Origin of the sequence: Aquabacterium sp., assembly GCF_030652515.1 — a bacterium.
GTDB lineage: Bacteria > Pseudomonadota > Gammaproteobacteria > Burkholderiales > Burkholderiaceae_C > Aquabacterium.
This window is the reverse complement of sequence record NZ_JAUSAR010000173.1, coordinates 1-22010: the sequence shown is the minus strand read 5'-3', so window position 1 is coordinate 22010 and position 22010 is coordinate 1. Positions and strand designations below refer to the sequence as shown.

Below are 22010 nucleotides of genomic sequence, written 5' to 3'. Positions count from 1 at the left end.
GCATGGACTACGCACAAGTATTCGAGATCAGCGCTTCGGGCATGTCGATCCAAAAGACCCGCCTTGAAGTCGCGGCGCACAATTTGGCCAATGCCAACACGGTCAACGACATCGATGGCAAGCCGTATCAGCCACTGCGCGTGGTGTCCACTGCGACGAGGCCGACTGCCAATTTTGGCGCGGCCATGGATGCGGCCACCTTGGGCGGAGCGACCGCCCTGCTGGCGGCAGACACCAGCGCCGAATCACGCCTGGTGCACGAGCCTGGCCACCCCAAGGCCGATGCCAACGGCATGGTGCGCTACCCCGGCATCAATCACCTGGACCAGATGGTCACCATCACCGAGGCCTTGCGGGCCTACGAGGCCAATGTGGCCGCCCTGCAAGCCGCTAAAACCATGGCAGCCCGCGCGCTGGACATCGGAGGCAATCAATGATCGACGCCATCGCCGGGATCTCATCCCTCACCGACACCTTGAAGGCAGCATCCACGTCGCCCACGAACCAACCCAATGGCGCGGCCTTCCTGGCCACGCTGGACCGAGAGTTCGCCAAGGTCAACACCGACGTGGCCAAGGCCGAGAGCAACTTGCAGAAGTTGGCCTCTGGCGAGCCGGTCGAGCTGCACAGCGTGATGATCTCGCTGGAACAGGCCCGCATTGGTGTTCAAACCGTCATCCAGATCCGCAACCGCATGGTTGAGGCGTATCAGGACCTGACGCGCATGCAGATTTGAGGCGGGCATGTCAATCACGCAGTTCTGGAATGATTTGAGCACCACCGCCAAGGTGGGCTTCGTCGCAGGTGCCCTGGGCATCGTGGGTGTGGTGGCGGGCGGGGCTTATTGGGTCATGCGCGCCGAGTACGAACCGGTCATGCGCAGTGCCAGCCCTGAAAAGGTGGCCGCGGCCGTGCGGGAGGTTGAACGCCTCAAGATCCCTTATCGGGTCAGCAGCGATGGCTCCTCGGTCGAGGTGCCGCGCTCCGAATTGGGGCGGGTCAAGGTGGGCCTGGCCGATGGCGGAGCCGGGTCGGCGGCCGGGGTGGGTTTCGAGTTGTTCAACAACACCGACTTCTCCACGACCGAGTTCACACAGAAGATCAACTACCAGCGTGCCCTGCAGGGTGAGCTGGCACGCACCGTGTCGTCCATCGATGGCGTGGCCTCGGCCCGCGTGCACCTGGTGATGCCGGAGTCGGGCTTCCTGCGGCGGCAAGCCGTGCGGCCCACCGCCGCGGTGACGGTGGCCATGGAGAGCGGCGCTCAGCTCAATCAGGGCCAGGTCAAGGGCATCCAGAAACTGGTGGCGGCCACGGTGCCCTCCATCATGATCGATGACATTGCCGTGATTGATCAGGAAGGCCAAGCCCTGACCCGCACCAAGTCGGGCGTGGACGACAGCCCGTCCAATGGCCGACTGGACATGAAGCGTGAGGTGGATGCGTACCTTGAGGGCAAGATCAAGCGCCTGCTCGCCGACATGGACCCGACGGGTGAGTTCGGGATCTCGGTGGATGCCACCTTGAGCCTGGATGACGTCAAGGTCACCACCGAAGACGTGCTGCCCGTTGAATCGGGCAACGGCGCCAAGACCACGGGGGTGATGGTGCGCGAGCGCCAGTCGCAACGCCATGATGGTTCAACTGCGCCAACTCCCATTGGAGGCGCCGCCAGTGGCCCCGGTTCGGGCAGCGTGACGCGCGAGGTCGAGTACAAAGTGGGTCACCGGGTTGAGCAAGTGGTCACCAGTCCTGGGGGCATCGTGCGCGTGAGCGTGGCCGTCATCGCCCGAGCCGACCACGTCGAGATGCTGACCGTCAAGAACATGGTGGCGCACGCCATCGGTGCCGATGAATCGCGTGGCGATTCGGTGGCCGTGGTCGTGTTGCCGGGGCCGCGCAGCAATGCGGCGGCGGATTACCACGCCGCCAGCCCTGGCGCGTCTCCCCTGTCATCCGCTGCAGCCAAGAGCCTCAAAGCGGGCGAGGGTGCATCCAGTGCCCAGCGCGTGGTGAAGGTCATCGCCTGGTTCACCGGCCTGGTGTTGCTGATGGTGCTGGGCTGGGTGGCGGTGCGCCGTGGCAGTGCCTCACCATCTGCGCCCGAACCCACCGCGCGTGACATCGACCAGGTCGTGGGCCGCATCAACGCCTGGCTGGACGAGGGCAAGCCTCATGGCGCATGACCAGACTGGCGAGCGCAAAGCCGCGCTGCTGCTCCACTCACTGCCTGGCCCCGCGCGCCAGGAGGTGCTGGCGCGGCTGGACGATGCGCGCCGCGATACGCTGGTGTCCTTGCTCGACGAGTTGCAAGCGCTGGGGATTCCGACGGGGCATGCCTGGGTTGACCTGAACAGCTCAGCAGGTGATGCCGGGCCGCATCAAGCTGTCTGGAACTTAGGCAGCGCCCAGGCCACGGCCCTGCTGGCAGGACAAAGCCTGGAAACCGTGGCCGGGGTGTTGGGCCTGGCAGCGTGGCCCTGGGCCGCTGAACTGCTGAGCCAGTGGCCTGCCGAACAGCGCAGCCAGCTCAAAAGCCTGGCCGCCTCACCACGCGCCATGCCCACACCCGTGGCCGAATCTTTGCTTCTCAGCTTGGCCGACAAAGCGCGTCATGCCGGCATCAAACCTGGCGTGCCCCTGGCGGCCAAACGCCCTGTTCGCCCATCGTGGCTTCAGCGCTTGCTGCGTTCTTCCGCCCCTTGAACCCTGAATGAAAGCCTTCTCATGAGCCTGGCCATCATCAAATCCCCGTCCTTTGCCGGACAGACCGTGCAGATCGGCCTGCCGATCAAGGCCGACCGCCTGGCCGATGGACCGCTCGTGGACGCACAGGCCCTGGCGCGCCAGCAGATTGAAGCGGGCGTGCGCGAGGCGCTGGAGAAAGAGTACCGGGCCAAGTTCGAATCCGAGCGGGAGAAGGCCTACGAGCAGGGTTACAAGGAAGGTCTGGAGTCTGGCCACCAGGAAGGCGTGGCCTCGGGGTTGGAAGGCTTCAAGAAGCAAACGCAGTTGCTTGAAAGGCTCGTGATCGACGTTGAGGCGAAGCTTGAAGGCTGGCTGGCCCGTTGCCAGGAGGTGGCCACGGACCTGGCCATGGACGGCATCACCCGCATCCTGGGCGAGAACGTGCTGGAGGCCGAGGTCATCGCGGGCATGGTCCAACAGGTCACGACCGCGCTGCGCGAGTCCGACGTGTTGGCCATCCGCCTGCACCCCGCTGAGTGCAGCGCGCTGCGCCTGGCTTTGCGCCAGAGCGCGGCCGCGGGATCGGCGCCGTCCAGCCTGCTCGACAAGCTGCGCGAGGACGCCACCTTGCAATCGGGCGGGTGTGTGGTCGAAACCGCCCGGGGCGAGTACCGCGCACCGCTGGACGTGCAACTCAAGCAACTGCGCCGCTTGCTGGACCAGCAGCGGGCGAAGCTGGAAGTTTCAAACGGGCCGATCCGACATGTCCTCTGCGCCTGACCGCCAGGCGCTGCAACGCGTCGATCTGTTCGAGCGCGTCGGCCGTGTGGTCGAGGTGAAGGGGCAGTCCATCGAGGCTGAGGGCCCCGATGCTTTCCTGGGCGAGATCTGCACCATCCACACCAGCTTCGGGCACCGCAGCCTGCAGGCCGAGGTGGTGGGCTTTCGCGCCGGGCGGGTTTGCCTGACCCCGTTTTCCGATCCACAAGGCATCTCTGTGGGCTCCAACGTCGTGGCATCGGGCCACGGCCTGATGGCGCCGGTGGGCGATCAATTCCTGGGCCGCGTGGTTGATGCCATGGGCCAGCCCCTGGACGGCAAAGGTGCGCCTTTGCCCACTGAGACACGCCCACTGCATGTCACGCCGCGCCCCGTCATGAGCAGACGCCGCATCGACACGGTGATGGAAACCGGTGTCAAGGCCATCGACGCCTTCCTGCCTTTGGGCCGTGGGCAACGCATCGGCCTGTTCGCGGGCAGCGGCGTGGGCAAAAGCACCCTGATGGGCATGGTCACCAATGGCATCCAGGCCGATGTGAACGTGGTGGCGCTGATCGGGGAACGGGGCCGAGAAGTGCGCGAGTTTGTCGAAGACCACCTGGGCGCCCAAGGCCTGGCCAGTGCCGTGGTGGTGGTGGCCACGGCCGATGCACCGGCGGTCATGCGGCTCAATGCGGCGTACTACGCCACGGTGCTGGCCGAGTACTTTCGCGATCAGGGCAAGTCGGTGTTGTTGACGCTGGATTCATTGACGCGGCTGGCCATGGCACGCCGCGAGATCGGCTTGTCCTCGGGCGAGCCGCCCACCTCGCGCGGCTACACGCCTTCGGTGTTCTCCGAGATCCCGGCCCTGTGCGAACGATGTGGCACCTCGGACGGTGAAGGCTCAATCACCGGCATCTACACCGTGCTGGTCGAAGGCGATGACTTCAACGAGCCAGTCTCGGACACGGCCCGTGCCACGCTGGATGGGCACATCATGCTGTCACGCGACCTGGCCGCGGCCGGCCACTACCCGCCCATCGATGTGCTGCAAAGCGTCAGCCGCCTGTCGTCGGCGCTCTGGACGCCCGAGCAGAAGGCGCTGGTCTCCACGCTGTTGGAGTCGATGTCCAACTTCGAGCGCAATCGCCAGTTGATTGAAATTGGTGCCTACCGGGCAGGTGCGAATGCCGAGCTCGATCGGGCCGTGGACTTGATGCCCCGCCTGCGCGAATGCCTGAGCCAATCCGCCGACCACGTGGCCGCCAGGCAAACCACCTGGGCCCAACTGCAGCAGGTGCTGGCATGACGCCCACCCTTCGCGCGCTGACGGCGCTCAAGGCCATGGCCGCCTGGGAAATGGGCGAGGCCGCCTTGTCCCTGTCATCGGCCCTGCAGTCGCACGAGCAGGTGCAGGCACGCGCCACCGCCATCGATCGGCAGGCCGAGGCCATCGCCTTGGCCCATGCCCGTGCCGCGCAACCTGGCCAGCGATTGGAGTTGGCCTCGATGGGCTTGTTGTCTCGCCAGGCCAGTGCCAGCCAGGAGCTGCAGCGCCAGGTCAACGGTGAACTTCACCAGGCCGATGAGCTGGTCCAGCAGCAACGCACGGAACTGGCCCAGCACCGCGCTCGCGACGAAGCACTTCAAAAAGTGGTTCGACAAGAGCGTCAGCGCGAAGAAGCCGAACGTGCCAAGGTGGAGCTGGCCAATCTGGATGACCTGTACTTGGCGCGCCGCTGGGTGATGGAGGCGTGGGCATGAATTCATTGATGATCGGCGCACTGCCTTCCAAGGTGGTGACTTCCGTCCCGTCGCGACCCGACGAGTCTTTCTGGAAAGATGTCTTCGATCAGGCAGAAACCTTGGGGCTGGATCTTGCCGAGGCCTCCGCCTTGCCGCCGGATGCTGCCTCCACCGCCAGCACCTTGCCTCGGTTGGGCGTGCTTGATGGCGGGCTGCCCGAGGGCGGTAGAACGGCCCTGGCTGCCAGCGAACCTCATAGCGCTCTGGCTGGCCCGAACCCCCAGGCCGCGCAGATGAGCGCCCTGCCAGGCGCCGCCAGGTTGAACTTGCCCAACTGGCATCAAACACCGCAGTTGCCCGTGGCTGCCGCCAGGCTGCAGGCCGAAAAGAGCTATGGCCTGGCACCACTTGAGCCAGCGCCAACGCGGCCATCGACCGAACCCACCCAAGCACCTGCCGCGGTCAACGCCACACTGGTCACCTTGCCCAATGGCGAACTCAAGCTTTACCTGCGCGCCGCCGGGCTGAACCCCAGGCAAGCAATTGAGGCAGCTTCCTTGTCGGAGCTGCCCTGGTCACCCGGGCAAGCGCCCACCATTTCCGAGGTCGTGCTCAATGGGCAGACCATCTACACCCGTGGCGCTGATGCGGCGCCATCCTTCATTCTGACTTGCTGATTCGACAGGGAACAAAACATGGCCACCAGTGCAATTGACAGCGCCAGCTTGGCGAGTTCGACCAAGGCCGCCGGCCTGTCGATGGATGATTTGCTCAAGCTCCTGATGACCGAGCTGACCTACCAAGACCCGCTCAAGCCCGTCGAGAACAAGGACTTCCTGACACAGATGGCGCAGTTCTCGTCCCTGGACACCACGCGCCAGCTCAATGAAAGCATCGAGAAAATGCTGTCATTGCAATCGCTCAACCAGACCGTGGGCCTTTTGGGCAAAACCGTCGATGCCGTTAATGACACCGGCACCGTGTCCGGCCAGGTCACCGCCTTGCAACTGGTGTCCGGTGATCCGCAGATCACCATCAAGACCTCGACCGGCGAGATCATCACGGGACTGACCATGGCCCAAGTTCAAACCATCCGCTAAGGGGCTGCCATGATCGACTCCATTCACGTGGCTTCCTCCGGACTGAGTGGCCACCAAAAGGGCCTCAAGGTCATCAGCAACAACGTGGCCAACCTGAACACGCCGGGCTACAAGGGCTCGCAGGCCCAGTTCACCGATGTCTTTCTGTCCCAAGGCGGTGATGCCTCGACGGGCGAATCCACCACGCCCGGCGGCGGCCTGGACACCTTGAATCCCACGGTGAACTTCAGCACCGGCGACATCCGCGAAACCGGGCGCGATCTGGACATGGCGCTGGACGGCCCTGGCTTCTTCGTGGTGCGCAATGACCAGGGCCAAACGCTTTACACCAAGAGCGGGCGCTTCGAGTTCAACAGCGACGGTCAGTTGGTGACCATGGACAAAGGCATGGCCGTCATGGGCTTGAGCGGCGGTGGTGGGCGAACACTCAGTGCCATCGACATCGGCCAGCTCAAGAACAGCGCTCCCAAGGCCACCACCACGGTGACCTTGAAAAACAACCTCTCTTCGACCGCCGTCTTCAATGACCCGCTCAGCATCGCCACCATCGAGGCGACAACGGTGTATGACCACTTGGGCGGCAACCATGTGCTCAAGATGGTATTCACCCCCACGGCCATTTCAGGGACATGGACTTTGAATGTGACCGAGAAAGGCATCTCAGTGGGGTCTGGCACGGTCAAGACCCTGGGCGCCTTCCCCGACCCCACGGCTGATCGCATCAGTGTCACCATCCGCGCGGCCGACAACACCGCCAGTTTCGTCAACATCGTTCTGGGTAATCAGGTGACGGGCAACTCTGGCGGCACGTCCTCCCAGATCGCGATGGACAAGGTCGATGGCAACACCGCCGGCACCATCACCAAGACCGCCTTCGACGACACCGGCACCTTGGTCATCACCTATTCGAACACCCTCACGGCCAAGGGCCCGCAGATCGCCATCGCCGAGTTCGTCTCGCCCGAAGTGCTGACCGCCGTGTCCGGCTCCTTGTTCAAATACACCGGGGCCGATCCCGTCCGTGTGGTCGCCGCGGGCAACACCACCAAGCTCACTGGCGGCTCGCTGGAGCTGTCCAACGTGGACCTGACCGACCAGTTCAGCGCCATGATCCTGATCCAACGGGGCTTCCAGGCTTCATCGCAGGTGCTCAGCACCGCCAGCGACATGATCCAGGCCCTCTATGACATGAAGAGCCGCCGATGAGCCAAGCTGAGATCCGTGACCTGGCCCTGGTGCGGGACAACGAACTGGGCTTGGTTCAACAGGCCCTGACAAGCCCTTGGCGCGACTGGGCGCATGCCTGGGGCCTGGACTTGCCGGTCGACGCCACCCTGGTGGCCAGCGCCGTCAGCGGCGGCGAGTCCTTGGCTGACCCCGCTGGGCTGACTTGGCAAGCCGTTTCCACCACGCCACCAAGCCTGGCAGCCTGGGTGCACGTGCCCAGCGGCTGGCGCAGCAAACTGGCGGCCCAACTGGTGGGGCGCTCCACCAAGTCGCCCATGCCCGATGAAGACTTCGCGCTGGCCGCGGCCGACCGTGCATTGGCCGATTTGCTGCAGCGTTGGCGCCAAGCCTTGCCCGAACCCACGGCATCACTTGACGCTGCCACGCCCGAGCAAGCTTTGTCGACTTATTCTGGTGCCTTGCTGCTCACCGAGCCCCGATCCGGCCTGCTGTGCTTGCTGGGCCGCTCGGCTTACCGTGCGCTCCTGCCCAAGGCCGCCACGCCAGTCGCCACGCCAGCCACCGGTTTGCTGCCCACCTTGGCCCAACACCGCTTGCCCGTGACCCTGGGCCTGGGCGAGGTCGAGATCCCCATGTCCGACTTGCTGGGGCTGCAAACCGGTGACGTCATCCAGTTCCCGACGCGCCTGAGCGACGACCTGCCATTGACCCTGGCCGCTAGCGTGGCCCCCGCGCCCGCCTTGCGTTGCCAACTGGGCCAGCTTGAAGGCCACCTGGCCATCAAAGTGGTGGCCAAGGCTAAAACGACCGCCTGATTCGAACCGAGACTTTTCACCCATGACCGCTGAAACCAAAGACATCTCCCTGCCCACGCTGACCGAAGGCCAGGGCGCGGGCAAGCCCCTGTTCAGTGGCGCCGAAGCCTTGCCCTTCCTGGGCGGACTCAAGGTGCGCCTGACGGCCCAACTGGGCGGCGCGGACATCACCGTGGCCGAGTTGACCGCGCTGCAAGCCGGTGCCACGCTGGCGCTCGACCGCTTGCTGGACCAACCCATCGACCTGATCGCCGAAGGCCATGTGGTGGCGCAAGGCACCTTGGTGGCCGTGGGCGAGCACTTCGGCCTGCGCATCACCAGCGCGCCCAAAGCCAACTGACCCGACCCGGCCGAGCCGTCCGTGGACGATCAACTCCTGCGCCTGTTCTGGGCCTTGCCCCTGGTCCTGGCCATTGGCGTGGGGGCCATGCTCTTGCTCAAGCGGCTGGGCATCGGCGTGGGGCCTCGGCCCAACGCGGTGGGCCCGGCCAGCACGCCCGTGGTCGTCTCTTCCACGCCCCTGACCGAACACACCCGCGCCGTGGTGGTCGAGTTCGGCCAACAGCGGTGGGTGGTGTTTGAAAGCACGGCGCAGATCTCCGTGCACGCCCCCGCACCTTCGCCAGACCAAGCTCGCCCATGAACCCGACCGACGAATCGCCACGCTCCCGCTCCACCATCGCCTGGCGGCGCCTGGGCCTGCTGTTGAGCCTGGGCCTGGCCGCCAGCTGCGTGGGCGCGGCCGAGTTGTCCGACGCCTTGCCGCCCATCAAAAGCAGTGAGCTCCTCGGCGCCAACGGCACCAGCCAGCTCACGCCTTACCTGCGCACGCTGATCGGCTTGTCCATGCTCAGCCTGATGCCGGCAGCGCTGATGGCCATGACCTCGTTCACGCGCATCGTCATCACGCTGTCCTTCATCCGCCATGCGCTGGGCCTGCCTGAAACGCCACCCACCGCGGTGTTGATCACACTGTCGCTGTTCCTCACCTTGTTCACCATGGGCCCCACGCTGGAGCGGGTGCAAACCCAGGCCTTCACGCCCTTCATGGAAGGCAAGATGGACCTTCAGCAAGCGACCAAGTCCGGCACCCAGCCTTTCAAGGACTTCATGGCCAAGCATGTGCGCGAGTCTGACCTGGAGCTGATCGCTGGCCTGGCCAGGAAGCCCCTGCCCGACAAGGCCGAGGCCACGGACCTGTACCTGCTGGTGCCCGCCTTCATGCTGTCCGAGTTGCGGGTGGCCTTTTCGGTGGGCTTCGTCATCTTCCTGCCCTTCCTGCTGATTGACTTGATCGTGTCGGCGGTGCTGATGTCGCTGGGGATGATGATGATGCCACCGGCCACCGTGTCTCTGCCCTTGAAGCTGCTGCTGTTCGTGCTGATCGACGGCTGGGCCCTCATCATCCGCGCCATCGCGGGCTCTTACCAGTAGCCGGTGTCGCCACTTGCGCCATCGCCTCCAAAGGATGACGCCGTCATGGCGTACATGCCGCTGGTCAAGATGATCGCAGGCACCCTGTTCTCTGCCCGATCCTTCGATGGCGTGCCCTATGAAGAGTATGTGCAGTACGGCGCCGAAGGGCTGATCCACGCCCTGAAGCGCTACGACCCCCAGCAGGGCGTGAAGTTTGAAAGTTATGCCTCGCACCGCATCCGTGGCGCCATCATCACGGGCCTTGAAAAGGCCACCGAGGTCAACCAGCAGGTCTCGACCCTGAGGCGCATGGCGCAAGAGCGCATCAACTCGCTGGCGGCTTTGCAACCCGCCCCCAGCCGCAAGGCCACCCCACAGGAATCGTTCGACCGCCTGGTCGAGGTGTCGCTGGGGCTGGCCGTGGCCTACATGCTGGACGACAGCTCCTTGTTCAGCGACCGCACGCCCACCCATTGGGATGACGGTGCCAGCAACCTGGCCTACAAGCAATTGCAGACCCGTTTGCTGGCCGCCGTGCAGCACCTCAGCCAGAATGAGCAGAAAGTGCTGGACCAGCATTATTTTCAGCACGAACCGTTTGACCTCATCGCCCAGCAGATGGGTTTGACCAAAGGGCGCATCTCGCAACTGCACCGCAGCGCCCTGACCAAATTGCGCGCCACCCTGGCAGTCAGCCACCTGGGTGAACTCATCGGATAAAGAAAAAGCCACACGCCATGTCAGACACCAGCACCAACACCGCCAGCCGCATCGATCGCCTGTGGTCCTACCACCAAGCCGACCCGAGCAACATCAGCTTGCTGCGCGACATCGCCCGCGAGGGCTTTGCCACCAATGCGCCCGAGCATGCCCTCAAGGCGCTGGACATGTTGCAGGCCAGCGGCCAGTCCGATGCCAATGATGAAGCCGCGGCCATTCATCTGTTGACCAAATTGCGCAAGGTGGACGATGCGTGTGAACGCGCCCGCGCCGCGCGCCAGGCCTGGCCCGAGGACGAAGCCGTGCGCCTGGAAGGCGGCCGCGCCCTGTGCAATGCGCGCCTGTATGAAGAAGCCCTGGAGTGGTTCAACAGCGCGCCTTTCGGCGAGCCAGCTTTGGCCCAGATGGCGGGCGAGTTGGCCTTGCAATCGCTGTGGCGGCTGGAGCGACTGGAAGAAGCGGCTGAGCTGGGCGCTTCTTTGGCGGCGCAGTGGCCCGAGAATCCACGCATCTTGGCCGTCTACAGCGCACTGTTGTATGACCTGGAGCGCTCCGAGGAAGCCTTTGCGGCGGCCCGCCAGGCCTATGCCATCTCACCCGCCCACGCCTACGATGCCCTGCATGTGTTGGCCAGTGAACAGATCCTCAAGGGTGATCTGCCTGGCGCCATGAGCTTGCTGGACCAGGCCCAGGTAGTGCGCACCGACGATGGCCGCGTCTGGCTGCTGCGCGGCTCGGCCAAGATGGCCCAGGGCGACATGGATGGGGCGGTGCCTGATTTGCAAAAGGCGCTGGAGATTTACCCCGACCACCCGGGCAGCCACCTCACGCTGGCCTGGCTGCACATCAGCCAGAACCGACTGGACGAGGCAGAAGCCTCGGTGCGCAACGCCATCACCGCCAGCCCGGCCTTTGCCGAGTCGCACGGCACGCTGGCCGTGGTGCTGGCCATGAAGGGCCAGAAGGACGAAGCACAACAGAGCATCCGCCGCGCCAACCTGCTGGACAAGAGCGGCTTTGCTGGCCGCTATGCCCAAACCTTGCTGGATGGCACCGCGCCGCAGCAGGTGACCGAGTTGTTCAAGGAAGTGATGAAGCGAACGGGCGTCAAGTAAGGGCGTTGTTGCTGTTGCTGCTGCCCGCCAGGCCGTCCAGCACGGCGGCCACATCGGGGCGCAACTGCGGGGCGGCTTGCAGGTCGTTCAGGATCTGATCGACCATGCCCTGGAACTTGGGCGCGTTGATCAAGGCATGGCCAAACTGCTGCAGCAGGGCGGCCTCGATCACCAGGCGCAGCATGCGCGAGCGAAAATCCGGCGCGTCCGGGTCCAGCTCTTCAACGCGGGCCGCGATCACGTCGGTCAAGGGCGTTTGCTGCCGCTTGTCGCCGCCAGGACCTTTGACCGACTTGGCCTTTGACGACGCGCTGCCCGAGGTGCGCTGGCGCGACTTCGCCCGGTCGGCCATGGCCCGCTGGATCAGCGAGGCGATGGCGCCCGTGGCGCCCAGGCCGTCAATGGGGTTGGGCATGACGCTTGTGGCCGTCGTCAGTTGGTGGCGCCACCACCCCGGTTGTACGAGGACATCAGGAAGCTGGCTTCGGCCGTGGGCTCGGCGGCGGGCGCGTCCTGATCGGCGGCTGTGCCCTCGGCGTTGGGCAGGGCGGCCAGCAGTTTCTGAAGGTCGCCATTGAGCGCCAAGTTGGGCGAGGCGCTTTCGCTGTTGAGCTGGATGCCGCGCAGCAGGCTGTTGCGGCAATCGACGAACTCGTCGTGGATGAGGTGGCGCAGGCCGGCACCGATGTGCGTGAAGCACGAGTCATCGCCGAGCTGCTCCAGCGGGGCGAGCACTTGCAGCGATTGTTCGACCTGGGCCTGGGTGAGGTGCAGCAGGCCCAGCTGGAAGCGGGCGGTGTGCAGGGTATCGTCCATGTCGATGGCCTGGGCCATGTAGTCTGCCGCGCGGTCCATCAGGCCGATCTGGGCGTATTCGGCGCCCAGCATGTAAAGGGCCTTGGCGTAGTCGCTGGAGATGGCGATGGAGCCAGCCGGGAGGTCGATGGCCTGCTTGAGGTAGGTGATGGCGGCGCCGTGGTCATCGCGGCCTGCGGCTTCGATGCCGAGGTGCAGGAGTTCGGGGGCGTCTAGTTTGGAGATGTCTGGCATGGTGTGGGCAGTTCAAAATCGCTAGTGCAGATTGTCGTTGATTGGCCGCGTTGCAAATGGATTGATCTTCGTACTACTGTGGCGTGCTCAGTTACAGCAACAGACTTGAAATCAGGGAAACTCTTGATCCATACGTCATCCACGATAGGCGATTTCTTCGCCGCGACCCGCGTGGCCTTTGCCTCACTCAACGTATCAGAATAATTTCCAGACCAATCCTTCCAGAACTACCGCGCATTCTAATACGACCATTTAGGGTTGTTTCGCCAGCCGAATAACCGGCTGTGTCAATTGAAATTGAGCCGCGGTCCAGTCAGTGGGTCTATGCGAACAAAATATTGGCTACCTACTCCCAGTATCGGCAACGCTTTGTTTGCAACAGCAGGGCCGAAGCCCCGCCATTAGCGCAATTCAAACTTGAATCTCTCTTCCTCTGGTAAGTTCCACTCAGCATCCTGACGTTCGACATTGCGCAGGATTTCCACAATTCTATCGAAATCCAATGGCATTGCGGATTGAGAAAACGTAGAGTTACTCCAGACCAACTGCACCGGCCGTTCGATATCGGCGCTCAAAATGTCCCGCAGAGCATCAAGGTTACTTCCATAATAAGAAGGAAACCTCAAAGCCTGAGCAATGGCTACATGAAAATCCACTTCTGACCGAATCCGGCTGCCATCAATTTCTGCAATCATCTTATTGGCCTCCGAACGGATGAACCGTTTTGTAGTGATCGGTAGTAATATACATCTGACGATCATTCGAATAAAGCAATCGTGTTCCTAGCTGATTGGCGCGAGACATTGTTCCGCTCAAACCTATATCTGCTTCATACCAAACTCTACCAGGAGCAGATGGCAGAACATTTGTGGTATTGTGGAACACGTCACCACCGAGCTGCCCACCTGGCACGTAGTTATTTAAGGCTGTGCCTGGTCTCCAGCCGGCCGCAATCGCTTCTTGCTTGGTCACAAAGTTGTCGGGTAGTCGACCGATTGCCCTGAGGCTATCCACCAGTGGGTTTGCCTGCTCGGAAACTGAAAGAACCTGTTTATACCTTGTGAAGGTCGCAACGTTACGAGCGTCACCCACGCTGTTTGCAACGAAGTTGTCAAATGCACGGTAACCAGAGCTATTTTCAAGGAAGTTATCAAAAGCCAAGGACCCTAGGCCGCGGGTAGCGCGGCCCTCCAAACTGCCGATCATGTTGCCTGGAGAAACCACCCCGACAGATGTCTCCAGCGCCATACCTGCACCAGTAATTCCAAGCGCGTTGACCGTTGCGGCATTCGCCAAATATGTATTGATCGGACCCATGGTCAAGGCTTGTCGTCCAAGCCCCATGACAACGGGGGCCAATTCGCCCCCAGTCAAGACTGCGAGCGTCACCCCTGCATAGATAGTAGCGGCAACAGCCTGTTCACGTGCTGTTAACAGTTCATTGGGCCCTGTTGGAATTTGGCCTGCGGAATTGGCGGCACCTGAAGGGGAGACGGCCACGCGAACAGGTCTGCCAGCGGCAAGACTGCTGATTGCAGGTAATGTGCTGCCTTTGAATGCATCAACTCCTGCTTGCATGGCATCAAGGTATGCATTCTTCTGCGATTCAGATTGAATTGCTTTCGATGACCTTTGAGAAGACCTTGAGGGCGCAGTGGCCCTGTTCTGCATCGCTTCACGGGCGCTCTGCAAATCTTCTCTCGCCCAGACGACATTGGCCGCTCGGTCAAAATTGGCCAATCCTTGGGCTTTTGTCTTGATCCCGTCATTGATTTCCTCGGACCATTGTCTGGCGGCATCGATTCCAAGACGCGAACCATTGATGTCAAGTTTTCTGCCAGTCAGGCTGGGTTTTGTGCCACTGGCCAGTCCATACAACGCATCGCGCCGCTTTTGGTTGTCGGTGTCGGCTTGAACGATGGCTCCGACAACGGAGTTACCCAAGGCGCTGCCAAACGAACTGGCGGCAACCGACTGCCATTGGACCTTCTTGTGTGCCGCCATGGAGCCGGCCCAACTTCCTGCGAGGTTGCTGGCTGTGCCCCGCAATGTACTCCCTACCCAATCGCCATTGATGGCTGTGCGGGCGGCGTCTCCGAATTGGCCTTGATCCAGTCGGGCATCCCATTGGCCGCCCCATTGAGCATTCCCAATGAGTTCCTGGACTCCAAAGCTGGCAGCGGCGCCCACTGCGGAAGATGCTACCGAGGTCCAACTGAACTTCTGCTGCAATCCCACCGCCTGAGCCACCCCCTGTCCGATGACATTGCCCACCACCGAGCGGCCCACCGCGTACGCCAGTTGCGTGGCCGTACTGGCGCCTTGGGAGGCCACGCCAACAATGGCCCCCGCGCCTGCGCCAGCACCCGCACTGATGGCCCCCATGGCCACGCCTGACCAAGAGAACTTCTGGACATCGCCCGTGGCCATGCCCACCAACTGGCTGGCGATGGAGCCGATGGCCCCACCAATCGCCGCAGCTGCCAAGCCGGCCATTCCTGCACTCCCCGCCAAAGCGGTCATCCCGGCACCCATGACGGTCATGCCCGTCGTCAAGCTTGGTGCCAGCACCGTCAATGCGGCCCCGGCCGTGAAGATCGTGGCTACCACCGCCACGACCACCATCAGGATCATCCCGAGCCCGCCGCAACCCTTCTTGGGTTTGGGCGGCGGCGGTGGATCCGGCAGCGTGGGCGAGGTGTCGCCCATTGCATCCGTGGCGTCGTAGACCTTGTGGGTCTGCGTGTTGTTGTGGACATTGGTGACCTTGTTGGGGATCACCAGGGTCTGGCCGGCCTTGGTCTCCGTGTCCGCGCTCATGCCGTTGGCATCAGCAATCAGGTACCACAAGGTGCCATCGCCCCACACCGCGGAAGCGATGCTGCTCAGCTTCTCGCCTTGTTGGCGCACCACGTACCCGGTCGAACTGTAGCCAGGGTAGCTTGCATTGATCGCCTGGTAGTTCTGGTCGTAGTTGGACGTGATCGGTTGGTTGATGCGATAGGCCGCCTTGCGGTCCACGTTGGGTGATGCGGCCAAGGCCTGTGCATAGTCCACCTGAGTGGGCCCAGGATTGTTGCCAACCTCGCCCACGCGCTGACCATCGAAGTAGAAGTAGTTCTGGTGCTTGTTGATCGTGCCGCCTGACCCGATCTCATCGCGCATCATGATCAGGCCCTGTGCGTTGTTCAGGTAGCGCAGGTTCCGGCCACCAACGGTGTCGGTGACGGTGGAGACATGGCCGTTCACGTCGTACGTGAAATTGCTCACGCCCGCGCCGGTACTACCAGTTTGCGTGATCCTGGACTGCATGGCCGAATCCCACCACTGGTACAGGTAGGATGTGCTGGACGATGAGGTCGAGCCATTGGCCGTGGTCGAGGTGGATGAGCTCAGCAGGGTGCCATCGCCCAGCAGGGTGTTTTGGGTCGTGCTTGTACCGATGGCGGCCGTGGCACTCCAACTGGAACTGTTGCTGACCTTGCTGTCCGCGTTGTACACAAAGCTCTGCCAGCTCTTCTGGACGTTGGCGGCGCTGTATTCGGTGTACTTGGTCACCCGGCCCATCAGGTCGATGTCACGCTGAGAGGCCGTCCACTCCGTGCTGCCTGGAGCGCTTGCCAAAAAGTAAACGTTTTTCAGGTAGCCATCTGCCGTGTACTCGTAACGTTCCCTGCGGCCGTCGGTGCCGTACTTCGCACCCACGCGCTGGCCGGCCGCGTCATAGGTGAGGTGGACGGCGCTGTTGCTGGCTGCAACGGTGCCAATGTCGATGGTGTTGGCTGCGGTCTTGAGGATCGTGGACGTGTCGGTGATGACCTTTTTGTCCTTGTCCAAAAGGCTGCCCATGGTCACCGTGAACCGGTTCATCGAGTCATAGCTATACCAGTAGTCATGTGTGACTGCGTAGCTGCCCCTCGTCTTGACGCGGCGCCGGTTGCCGACGGCGTCGTATTCGTAGTTGATCGAATTGGTGGGATCGGTGATGGACGTGATGCGATTCAACGCGTCATAGACCACGGTGGACTGCTGGCTGAAGCTCCACACGCTGTTGGTCTGGGTGGCATAGCCTTCGTAGGTCTTGTTGCCATTGGCATCGTAGCCGTACAGCGTTTGTGTCTTCTGAACGTTGTCGATGATGGACTTGACGCGGCCATCGGCATAGTAGTCGTAAAGGATGTCCTGGCCGGAATTCTGGCTGGCCGTGGTGCTGCCGGTGCTCTTCTGAGTGGTCAGCCAACCCGCGCCGTTGTAGGTGTAGGTGAACAGGTGGCCACCCAGATCCCTGTGGCTCATCTGGTGCCCAAAGACATCTTTCTTGTCGATGATGGTGTTGGGTGCGTAGTTGAGCGTTGGGTCGCTCTCGGTGATGGCATTCTTGCTCGTGACGGTCCAGCCACCCACTGTGTTGCCGTTGATGCCCTTCATGCTGGCATCCCACACATACGTGGTGGTAGTGGTGTGTGGAAAGGCGGTGGTGGTGGACGTCACGCGGCCCAAGGCATCGTAGGCGGTCGTGTCCTTGATCGGCGTCGTGCCGTCGCTCGATGTGGTGTGGGAGATGCGGTTGCCCACCGCATCATAGGTGTAGGAATCCCAGGCACTCACGGACTTGTCGGTCCGCAGAGGCCGGGTGACGGTCTTCACCAGATGGTTGGCGTAATAGTCCATCATGGTGATGACATTGGCATCCGTGGGCAGGTTGCCATGGGACAACTTCACGCTGCGCAGATCACCGAACTGGTCATACCCCGAGGTTTGAACGCCAGGGTCCGCATGGGTTTCCACGCTCAGATGCGATTGACCATCCACGCCTTCGGCGGTCCAAGTCTGCCGGCTCACATTCTGATTGGCATCCTTGATCTGGACCAGGCGGCCCTGCTTGTCATAGTAGTAGTTGGTGGTTGGCGTGTCAGCGGCGCGGTAGCCGTTTTCCGCCGTGATCAACGCGGAGGCTTCCTTCTTCTCGATCAGGCTGCCGACGTTGTTGTACTTCAGCGTGGTGGTATTGCCGTTCGCGTCGGTCTGACTGACGATCTCGCCAAACGCGTTGCGCACCTGGCTGGTGCGTGCGGCCTGAGCGGGATTGGCAAAACCCAACACCACAGACCTGGCGGACGAAGTCGCCTGCGTGCTGGCATCCAGATGCATGCGTGCTGGAGAGGAAGGCCATCCCGCCGAGCCAGCGATGACCTGGCTGCTGCTGTTCAGTACCTCGTAGTAGTACTCGAAGTCTGCTCCCTGTGCTGGCAGTACACCAAAGCTTTGGGCCCAGGAAGGCAGGTTGATGGCGGTGAATGTCGGGGTATTGGTTGCCACCAGCGGTGTGTTCTTCGTGGTCGTGACGACAAAGTCGCTGGCGCTGCCCACAGGCCGGAAATGCAGTTGCAAGCTGTTTGCTGCAATCAAACCCGGGTTGAAAACCAAGTTCTGGGCCGCAGGCATGGTGTTGACCGTCGAGGTGGCTGCCTGGCTGGCGCCAATGGTGACGCTGCCAGTGAACGAATGCAGGAGCCTGCCGCCCGCATCGAAGACTTGCAGTTCGTAGTCCAGGCCATAGGATTGGCTCTTGTCCGGGGCTGCCGCGATGGCGTCCCAATCAAAGCTGCCGGAGCTCTTCAAGGCAATATTGCCGGATTGCCAGCTGCCTGCGGGTGAGCCCCCTGCTGCGCTGGCGCGATAGCTCAGGCGGGCCACCGTGCCAGACGTGGCCAAGTTCTGAAAGTGGACAGTGGTGGGCAGGTTGTCCAGCAGAATTGGTGCGCCATTGCTGACAGCATTGGCATCGCCCACCTTGAATGCCCCAAGGCCAACATCGAGCTGGTTACCTGAGGCGTTGGCGCCATTAAATGTGGTGACCAGGTATTCGTATTCGGCTCCATTGGCCAGATTGAAAGGCGCGGCCGTAGGCTTGAACTTGAACCTCGACCCTGAAGAGTCGTAGAGCCGGCTGATCGTGCTGGATGGCAGGCTGGCGGTAGTCCATGGCTGCGTGCTGCCTTTGGGGCGGACTTTGATGTTGATGGACAGCGTCTTCGTGTTGAAACCAAACAGGCTCATGTAACCGTCGGATTCGAGAACCACTTGAGGTCTATTGGCGGGCAGTGGGGGATCTTGTGTGACGACAGGACGCGCAGGGGTGCTGTCGATCGCGCCGGTTTGCGAAGTCCAGCCACCGGACGCGTCACTGAAGAAATACTTGTAGTCGTAGCTGCCGACGGGCAGCGGGGTGAGCTGGTTGCCGTACTCTTTCGCGAGAATGGTCCAAGCAGCGGCCGGGTTGCTTTTGCTTCGATAATAGATGACCACGTCCGAAGTGAGGTTTGAGGGCAGGCCATGGAGATTGACTTCCCCATCCACAATGCCCATCGACTGAAATTGCGGCGCGGCATTGGCGGCAATTGAAAAGGCCCCCTGCGGCATGCTGCTAATCGGGTCCACTGTGTAGTAGGCGACTCGAACTTCGCTGCCGTCTGACATGACTTTCGCGACGTACACGGACTCCGCAAATCTGTAGCCGTCGTTGTACATGCCCTCGTTGCCCGAATAATACTGGCCCAGGATGCCTGCGAAATTGAACGAGGTGGTGCCGTTGCGCAAGAAGACCGTGTACGGTTGCTGATAGGTCCTTACGACGATGTCGCCGTCTCCCATTCCAGTGGTGTCCGGTAGCGTGAGGACGCCGAGGTACAACCCTTCGTCGGAGTAGTTGGTGCCTGTGATCGTCACCGGTCCCGATGCCTTCGACACCTGGATGATCCCGCGTGAAATGCTGGCGGCTTGAGTGGGTGTGGCGTTTGCCCCCACAGTGACGACGGCGCCTGTGGATTGGCCTGGGGATGTCGTGATTAAAGGCGGGATGGTCGCCGCCGTGTTGACATTGGCCAGCTTGGCCTGCACGGTTTCCACCAACTGATTGCGCTTGTCGTATTTCGAGGCGATCAGATGCACATCGCTGCGCGCGAGCATGGCATCAACGCTCAAGCCACTCAGATCGACGCCGGTCGATTCGATGGTCATCGTGGCATTGCCATTGGCGTCGAACACATACCCCTTGGTCACGCCCGTGCCGACATTGCTGATGACGGCGTGCCCGGTGTTGTCGTAAGTGGCGGTTTCTTGCCAGATGGACGACTTGAAGCCGCCATAAGTGCGCTTGCCGGTGATCTCGCCAAAGGCATTGTATTGGGTGTCCTGGGTCTGAATGGACTTGGCGGTGGCCGGCAAGGTGCTGGTGGTGCCAGCGACATTGAACACCCATTGGCTGACCTGGCGGCCGGCCGTATCGTATGCATAGGCCGTGATGTCGGTGCTGGCCGTGTCGGCGGCATCTTTCCGGGTGATGCTCTTTTGCGTGACATGTCCGGCCAGGTCGTACTGGTAGTGGGTGACATTGCCGACGGCATCGGTTTCCGACAGCACACGACCATCGGTGTCATACCGGGTGATGGAAATGCGGTCGTCATCGGAGTCCACCAAGGGATCGGCCCGTTCGATACTGCGTGCCACCAGACTTAGGCCGTCGTACTCCGTGCTGACGACCTGCTGCCGGTCGGCCACCCCCTTGTAGTCCGTGAATTTGGCGCCGAGGGTCTTGGTGAGCCGGCCCTGCTGATCGTATTGCCAAGTCAAGACCTCGCCGGTGGCTTCAGTCTTCTGGGTGAGCTTGTCGGCCCCGTTGTACTGGAAATAGGTGGTTATCGGCGTCAGGGGGATGGTGGTATCGAAGCTCTCCGAATCATTCCTGTAGACAGTTTGCTGGGTGATCCTGCCCAACCTATCTCGGCCGAAGGAGGTGCGGCGTGCATCGGTGGTGGGCATCGCCAGGACGATGTTCCACCAGTCCACGTCGGTGCGCAGGACAAAGCTGTCGGGCAGCTTCGCGCCATACAGCGTCTGGTCCGTCACGTTGCCGGACGCGTCGTGATCGGACCAGTAGCTGACGTAGCGTTCCCCGTCAATCTGCAACTTCAGGTTATTGGCCTTGTCGTAGTACCGCCAGATGGTGGCGCCACGGCCATCCGTTTCCAGAGTCAGGTTGCCATTTGCGTCGTATTGCTTGGTGGTGATGACATCACGGGTGGTGACTTCGTAGTTGCCTGTGACGGGGTTGATCTCACCAACGTTGACGTCCTTGGTGGTGGTGTTGATCAAGCGCCGGTTGGCGTCGTAGGTGTATTGAGTTTCTCGTACCTTGGCCGCATTTGCTGGCTGGGGCGGTGTTCCACCTGCCAGCGGTGGCAAAGTCACAGGGTCCTCAAAGACGCGTTGCTCGATGAGACTGCCTACCTTGTCGTAGGTGAAGGTGGCGAGGGTGCCGACTGGGCTGATCTCAGCGATCTTACGGTTGTTGGCATCCCAGTAGGTCAGGGTGCGTCCGTCATCGGCAGCTTTGACTTCGATGAGGTTGCCACGCGCATCGTAGGTGCGAGTTTCGGTAGGTGCTTGTGTGACCGGGGTTGAAACCAGCTTTCCTTGGTCCGGAAAACTGATGAAAGAAACCTTGCCCTTTGATAAAAAGTTGGTGTAGGGGCTTCCCACATTGCTCAGTTCAATCATGGGGTGATTGGTTGAGGTGGAAAAATTGGCCACTGACACACCGGCGCCCAAGATGGTGAATACCGACGCGCCGCCTTCATTGATGCCGGTGCTGGCGAATCCGAGGCTACCGTTGTAAATGTATCCGCCATCCCTGAAAATCGTGGGGGCCCCAACCGAGCCACCGGAAACGCTGACCCCTGAAACGGGTGACACCGTGCCCCAGGTTCCATTCAGCCACAAGCCGCTGATATAGGTGCCTGCACTGGTTTGCTCGGGAAAGTCGCTCGGTGGCTGGGACAAAGAAATTTGCACACCTCCCGCGATATCCACCATTGTCAAGGTGGCTACAGAAGTACTCCGCGTCGCCGTGTCAAATGGATTTGCAACGGTGGAAGTGTCATAAAAGGTATTGAAATACCATACGCCTGGGACTGGTTCGACCTGCGTAAAGGTGCTGGCTGTGGCCGACTGGGTGGCTTTTGAGATCTGCCGGTCCAACTTGTCGTAGGTGTAGATGGTCACGCGTGGTGACAGGCCTTGCGCTTCGATGGACTTGGTGCGGTTACCTCGAGCGTCGTACTCGTAGTAGTTGATGACGTCCTGCAGATCGCCCGTGGGTTTGCCTGTCGTGGCATCGTAGGCGTAAGCTGATTCGGGCAGCCTTTCAGTCTTGAGCAGGCCGGTCTTGTAATAGGTGTAGGTGTATATGCCACCCAATTTGTTGGTATAGGTATCCTTGTTGCCCAGGCCGTCATAGGTCATGGACTCGAAGAAGCCAGCCGCATCGGTGATCTTGGTCTGGCGGCCCTGCTTGTCGTGCTCGATCTGGGTGAGCTGGTCCTGCTCGGTGGAGCTGGTCAGCACATAGG

20 protein-coding genes and 1 pseudogene are annotated in these 22010 nt (G+C 61.8%); 16 read left to right on the top strand and 5 right to left on the bottom strand.

What is annotated here, in order from left to right; genetic code table 11:
- The first annotated feature begins 2 nt into the window (after nucleotides 1–2).
- The 16 genes from flgC to Q7V20_RS19950 are packed head-to-tail and all read left to right on the top strand — an operon-like array spanning nucleotide 3 to nucleotide 11550.
- Nucleotides 3–437: a flagellar basal body rod protein FlgC gene (gene flgC / locus Q7V20_RS20025; protein WP_304795251.1), complete on the top strand. Its 435-nt coding sequence runs from the start codon at nucleotides 3–5 to the stop codon at nucleotides 435–437.
- Nucleotides 434–736 (top strand): flagellar hook-basal body complex protein FliE, encoded by a 303-nt coding sequence (fliE, locus tag Q7V20_RS20020; protein ID WP_304795249.1) that lies wholly within the window; start codon nucleotides 434–436, stop codon nucleotides 734–736. Before flgC ends, fliE begins: the two co-directional genes overlap by 4 nt.
- 7 nt (nucleotides 737–743) lie before the next feature.
- Complete coding sequence (gene fliF / locus Q7V20_RS20015; RefSeq protein ID WP_304795248.1) at nucleotides 744–2186, top strand: flagellar basal-body MS-ring/collar protein FliF; 1443 nt, start codon at nucleotides 744–746, stop codon at nucleotides 2184–2186.
- Nucleotides 2176–2706: a hypothetical protein gene (locus tag Q7V20_RS20010; protein WP_304795246.1), complete on the top strand. Its 531-nt coding sequence runs from the start codon at nucleotides 2176–2178 to the stop codon at nucleotides 2704–2706. The genes fliF and Q7V20_RS20010 overlap by 11 nt, the downstream gene beginning before the upstream one ends.
- A gap of 21 nt (nucleotides 2707–2727) precedes the next feature.
- Entirely contained in the window at nucleotides 2728–3468 is a 741-nt protein-coding gene (locus Q7V20_RS20005; RefSeq protein WP_304795244.1) for a FliH/SctL family protein, read from the top strand.
- The gene (locus tag Q7V20_RS20000; RefSeq protein ID WP_304795242.1) at nucleotides 3452–4759 is read left to right on the top strand and encodes a FliI/YscN family ATPase; all 1308 of its coding nucleotides are present in this window, start codon (nucleotides 3452–3454) and stop codon (nucleotides 4757–4759) included. The genes Q7V20_RS20005 and Q7V20_RS20000 overlap by 17 nt, the downstream gene beginning before the upstream one ends.
- A complete protein-coding gene (locus Q7V20_RS19995; protein WP_304795240.1) occupies nucleotides 4756–5214 on the top strand; it encodes a hypothetical protein in 459 nt (152 codons plus the stop codon). Before Q7V20_RS20000 ends, Q7V20_RS19995 begins: the two co-directional genes overlap by 4 nt.
- On the top strand, nucleotides 5211–5873 hold the full coding sequence (locus Q7V20_RS19990) for a hypothetical protein (RefSeq protein WP_304795238.1): 663 nt from the start codon (nucleotides 5211–5213) through the stop codon (nucleotides 5871–5873). The genes Q7V20_RS19995 and Q7V20_RS19990 overlap by 4 nt, the downstream gene beginning before the upstream one ends.
- Before the next feature lie 18 nt (nucleotides 5874–5891).
- Entirely contained in the window at nucleotides 5892–6296 is a 405-nt protein-coding gene (locus Q7V20_RS19985) for a flagellar hook capping FlgD N-terminal domain-containing protein (protein WP_304795236.1), read from the top strand.
- Between the two features lie 9 nt (nucleotides 6297–6305).
- Nucleotides 6306–7502: a flagellar basal-body rod protein FlgF gene (gene flgF, locus Q7V20_RS19980; RefSeq protein ID WP_304795234.1), complete on the top strand. Its 1197-nt coding sequence runs from the start codon at nucleotides 6306–6308 to the stop codon at nucleotides 7500–7502.
- Complete coding sequence (locus Q7V20_RS19975) at nucleotides 7499–8299, top strand: FliM/FliN family flagellar motor C-terminal domain-containing protein (RefSeq protein ID WP_304795233.1); 801 nt, start codon at nucleotides 7499–7501, stop codon at nucleotides 8297–8299. Before flgF ends, Q7V20_RS19975 begins: the two co-directional genes overlap by 4 nt.
- A gap of 22 nt (nucleotides 8300–8321) precedes the next feature.
- On the top strand, nucleotides 8322–8639 hold the full coding sequence (locus Q7V20_RS19970; protein WP_304795231.1) for a FliM/FliN family flagellar motor C-terminal domain-containing protein: 318 nt from the start codon (nucleotides 8322–8324) through the stop codon (nucleotides 8637–8639).
- A 21-nt stretch (nucleotides 8640–8660) separates the two neighbouring features.
- The gene (locus tag Q7V20_RS19965; RefSeq protein ID WP_304795229.1) at nucleotides 8661–8942 is read left to right on the top strand and encodes a hypothetical protein; all 282 of its coding nucleotides are present in this window, start codon (nucleotides 8661–8663) and stop codon (nucleotides 8940–8942) included.
- Nucleotides 8939–9733 carry a flagellar type III secretion system pore protein FliP gene (gene fliP, locus Q7V20_RS19960; protein WP_304795227.1) on the top strand — a complete coding sequence of 265 codons (795 nt, stop codon included), beginning with the start codon at nucleotides 8939–8941 and terminating at the stop codon, nucleotides 9731–9733. The genes Q7V20_RS19965 and fliP overlap by 4 nt, the downstream gene beginning before the upstream one ends.
- Nucleotides 9734–9778: 45 nt before the next feature.
- Complete coding sequence (locus Q7V20_RS19955; protein WP_304795225.1) at nucleotides 9779–10435, top strand: sigma-70 family RNA polymerase sigma factor; 657 nt, start codon at nucleotides 9779–9781, stop codon at nucleotides 10433–10435.
- A gap of 17 nt (nucleotides 10436–10452) precedes the next feature.
- Nucleotides 10453–11550, top strand: a complete 1098-nt coding sequence (locus Q7V20_RS19950; RefSeq protein ID WP_304795223.1) for a tetratricopeptide repeat protein — start codon at nucleotides 10453–10455, stop codon at nucleotides 11548–11550.
- Here the strand turns inward: Q7V20_RS19950 and Q7V20_RS19945 are convergent.
- The 5 genes and pseudogenes from Q7V20_RS19945 to Q7V20_RS19930 all read right to left on the bottom strand — a co-directional run bounded on the left by Q7V20_RS19945 (nucleotide 11543) and on the right by Q7V20_RS19930 (nucleotide 21903).
- The gene (locus tag Q7V20_RS19945; protein ID WP_304795221.1) at nucleotides 11543–11965 is read right to left on the bottom strand and encodes a hypothetical protein; all 423 of its coding nucleotides are present in this window, start codon (nucleotides 11963–11965) and stop codon (nucleotides 11543–11545) included. The two genes, Q7V20_RS19950 and Q7V20_RS19945, sit on opposite strands and share 8 nt — an antisense overlap.
- 17 nt (nucleotides 11966–11982) lie before the next feature.
- On the bottom strand, nucleotides 11983–12600 hold the full coding sequence (locus Q7V20_RS19940; RefSeq protein WP_304795219.1) for a lipopolysaccharide assembly protein LapB: 618 nt from the start codon (nucleotides 12598–12600) through the stop codon (nucleotides 11983–11985).
- Nucleotides 12579–12815, bottom strand: a pseudogene (locus Q7V20_RS24395) (hypothetical protein); the annotation flags it as partial. The pseudogene Q7V20_RS24395 and the gene Q7V20_RS19940, both read right to left, overlap by 22 nt.
- Before the next feature lie 186 nt (nucleotides 12816–13001).
- On the bottom strand, nucleotides 13002–13295 hold the full coding sequence (locus Q7V20_RS19935) for a barstar family protein (RefSeq protein WP_304795217.1): 294 nt from the start codon (nucleotides 13293–13295) through the stop codon (nucleotides 13002–13004).
- 1 nt (nucleotide 13296) lies between these two features.
- Nucleotides 13297–21903 carry a ribonuclease domain-containing protein gene (locus tag Q7V20_RS19930; RefSeq protein WP_304795215.1) on the bottom strand — a complete coding sequence of 2869 codons (8607 nt, stop codon included), beginning with the start codon at nucleotides 21901–21903 and terminating at the stop codon, nucleotides 13297–13299.
- Nucleotides 21904–22010 lie beyond the last annotated feature (107 nt).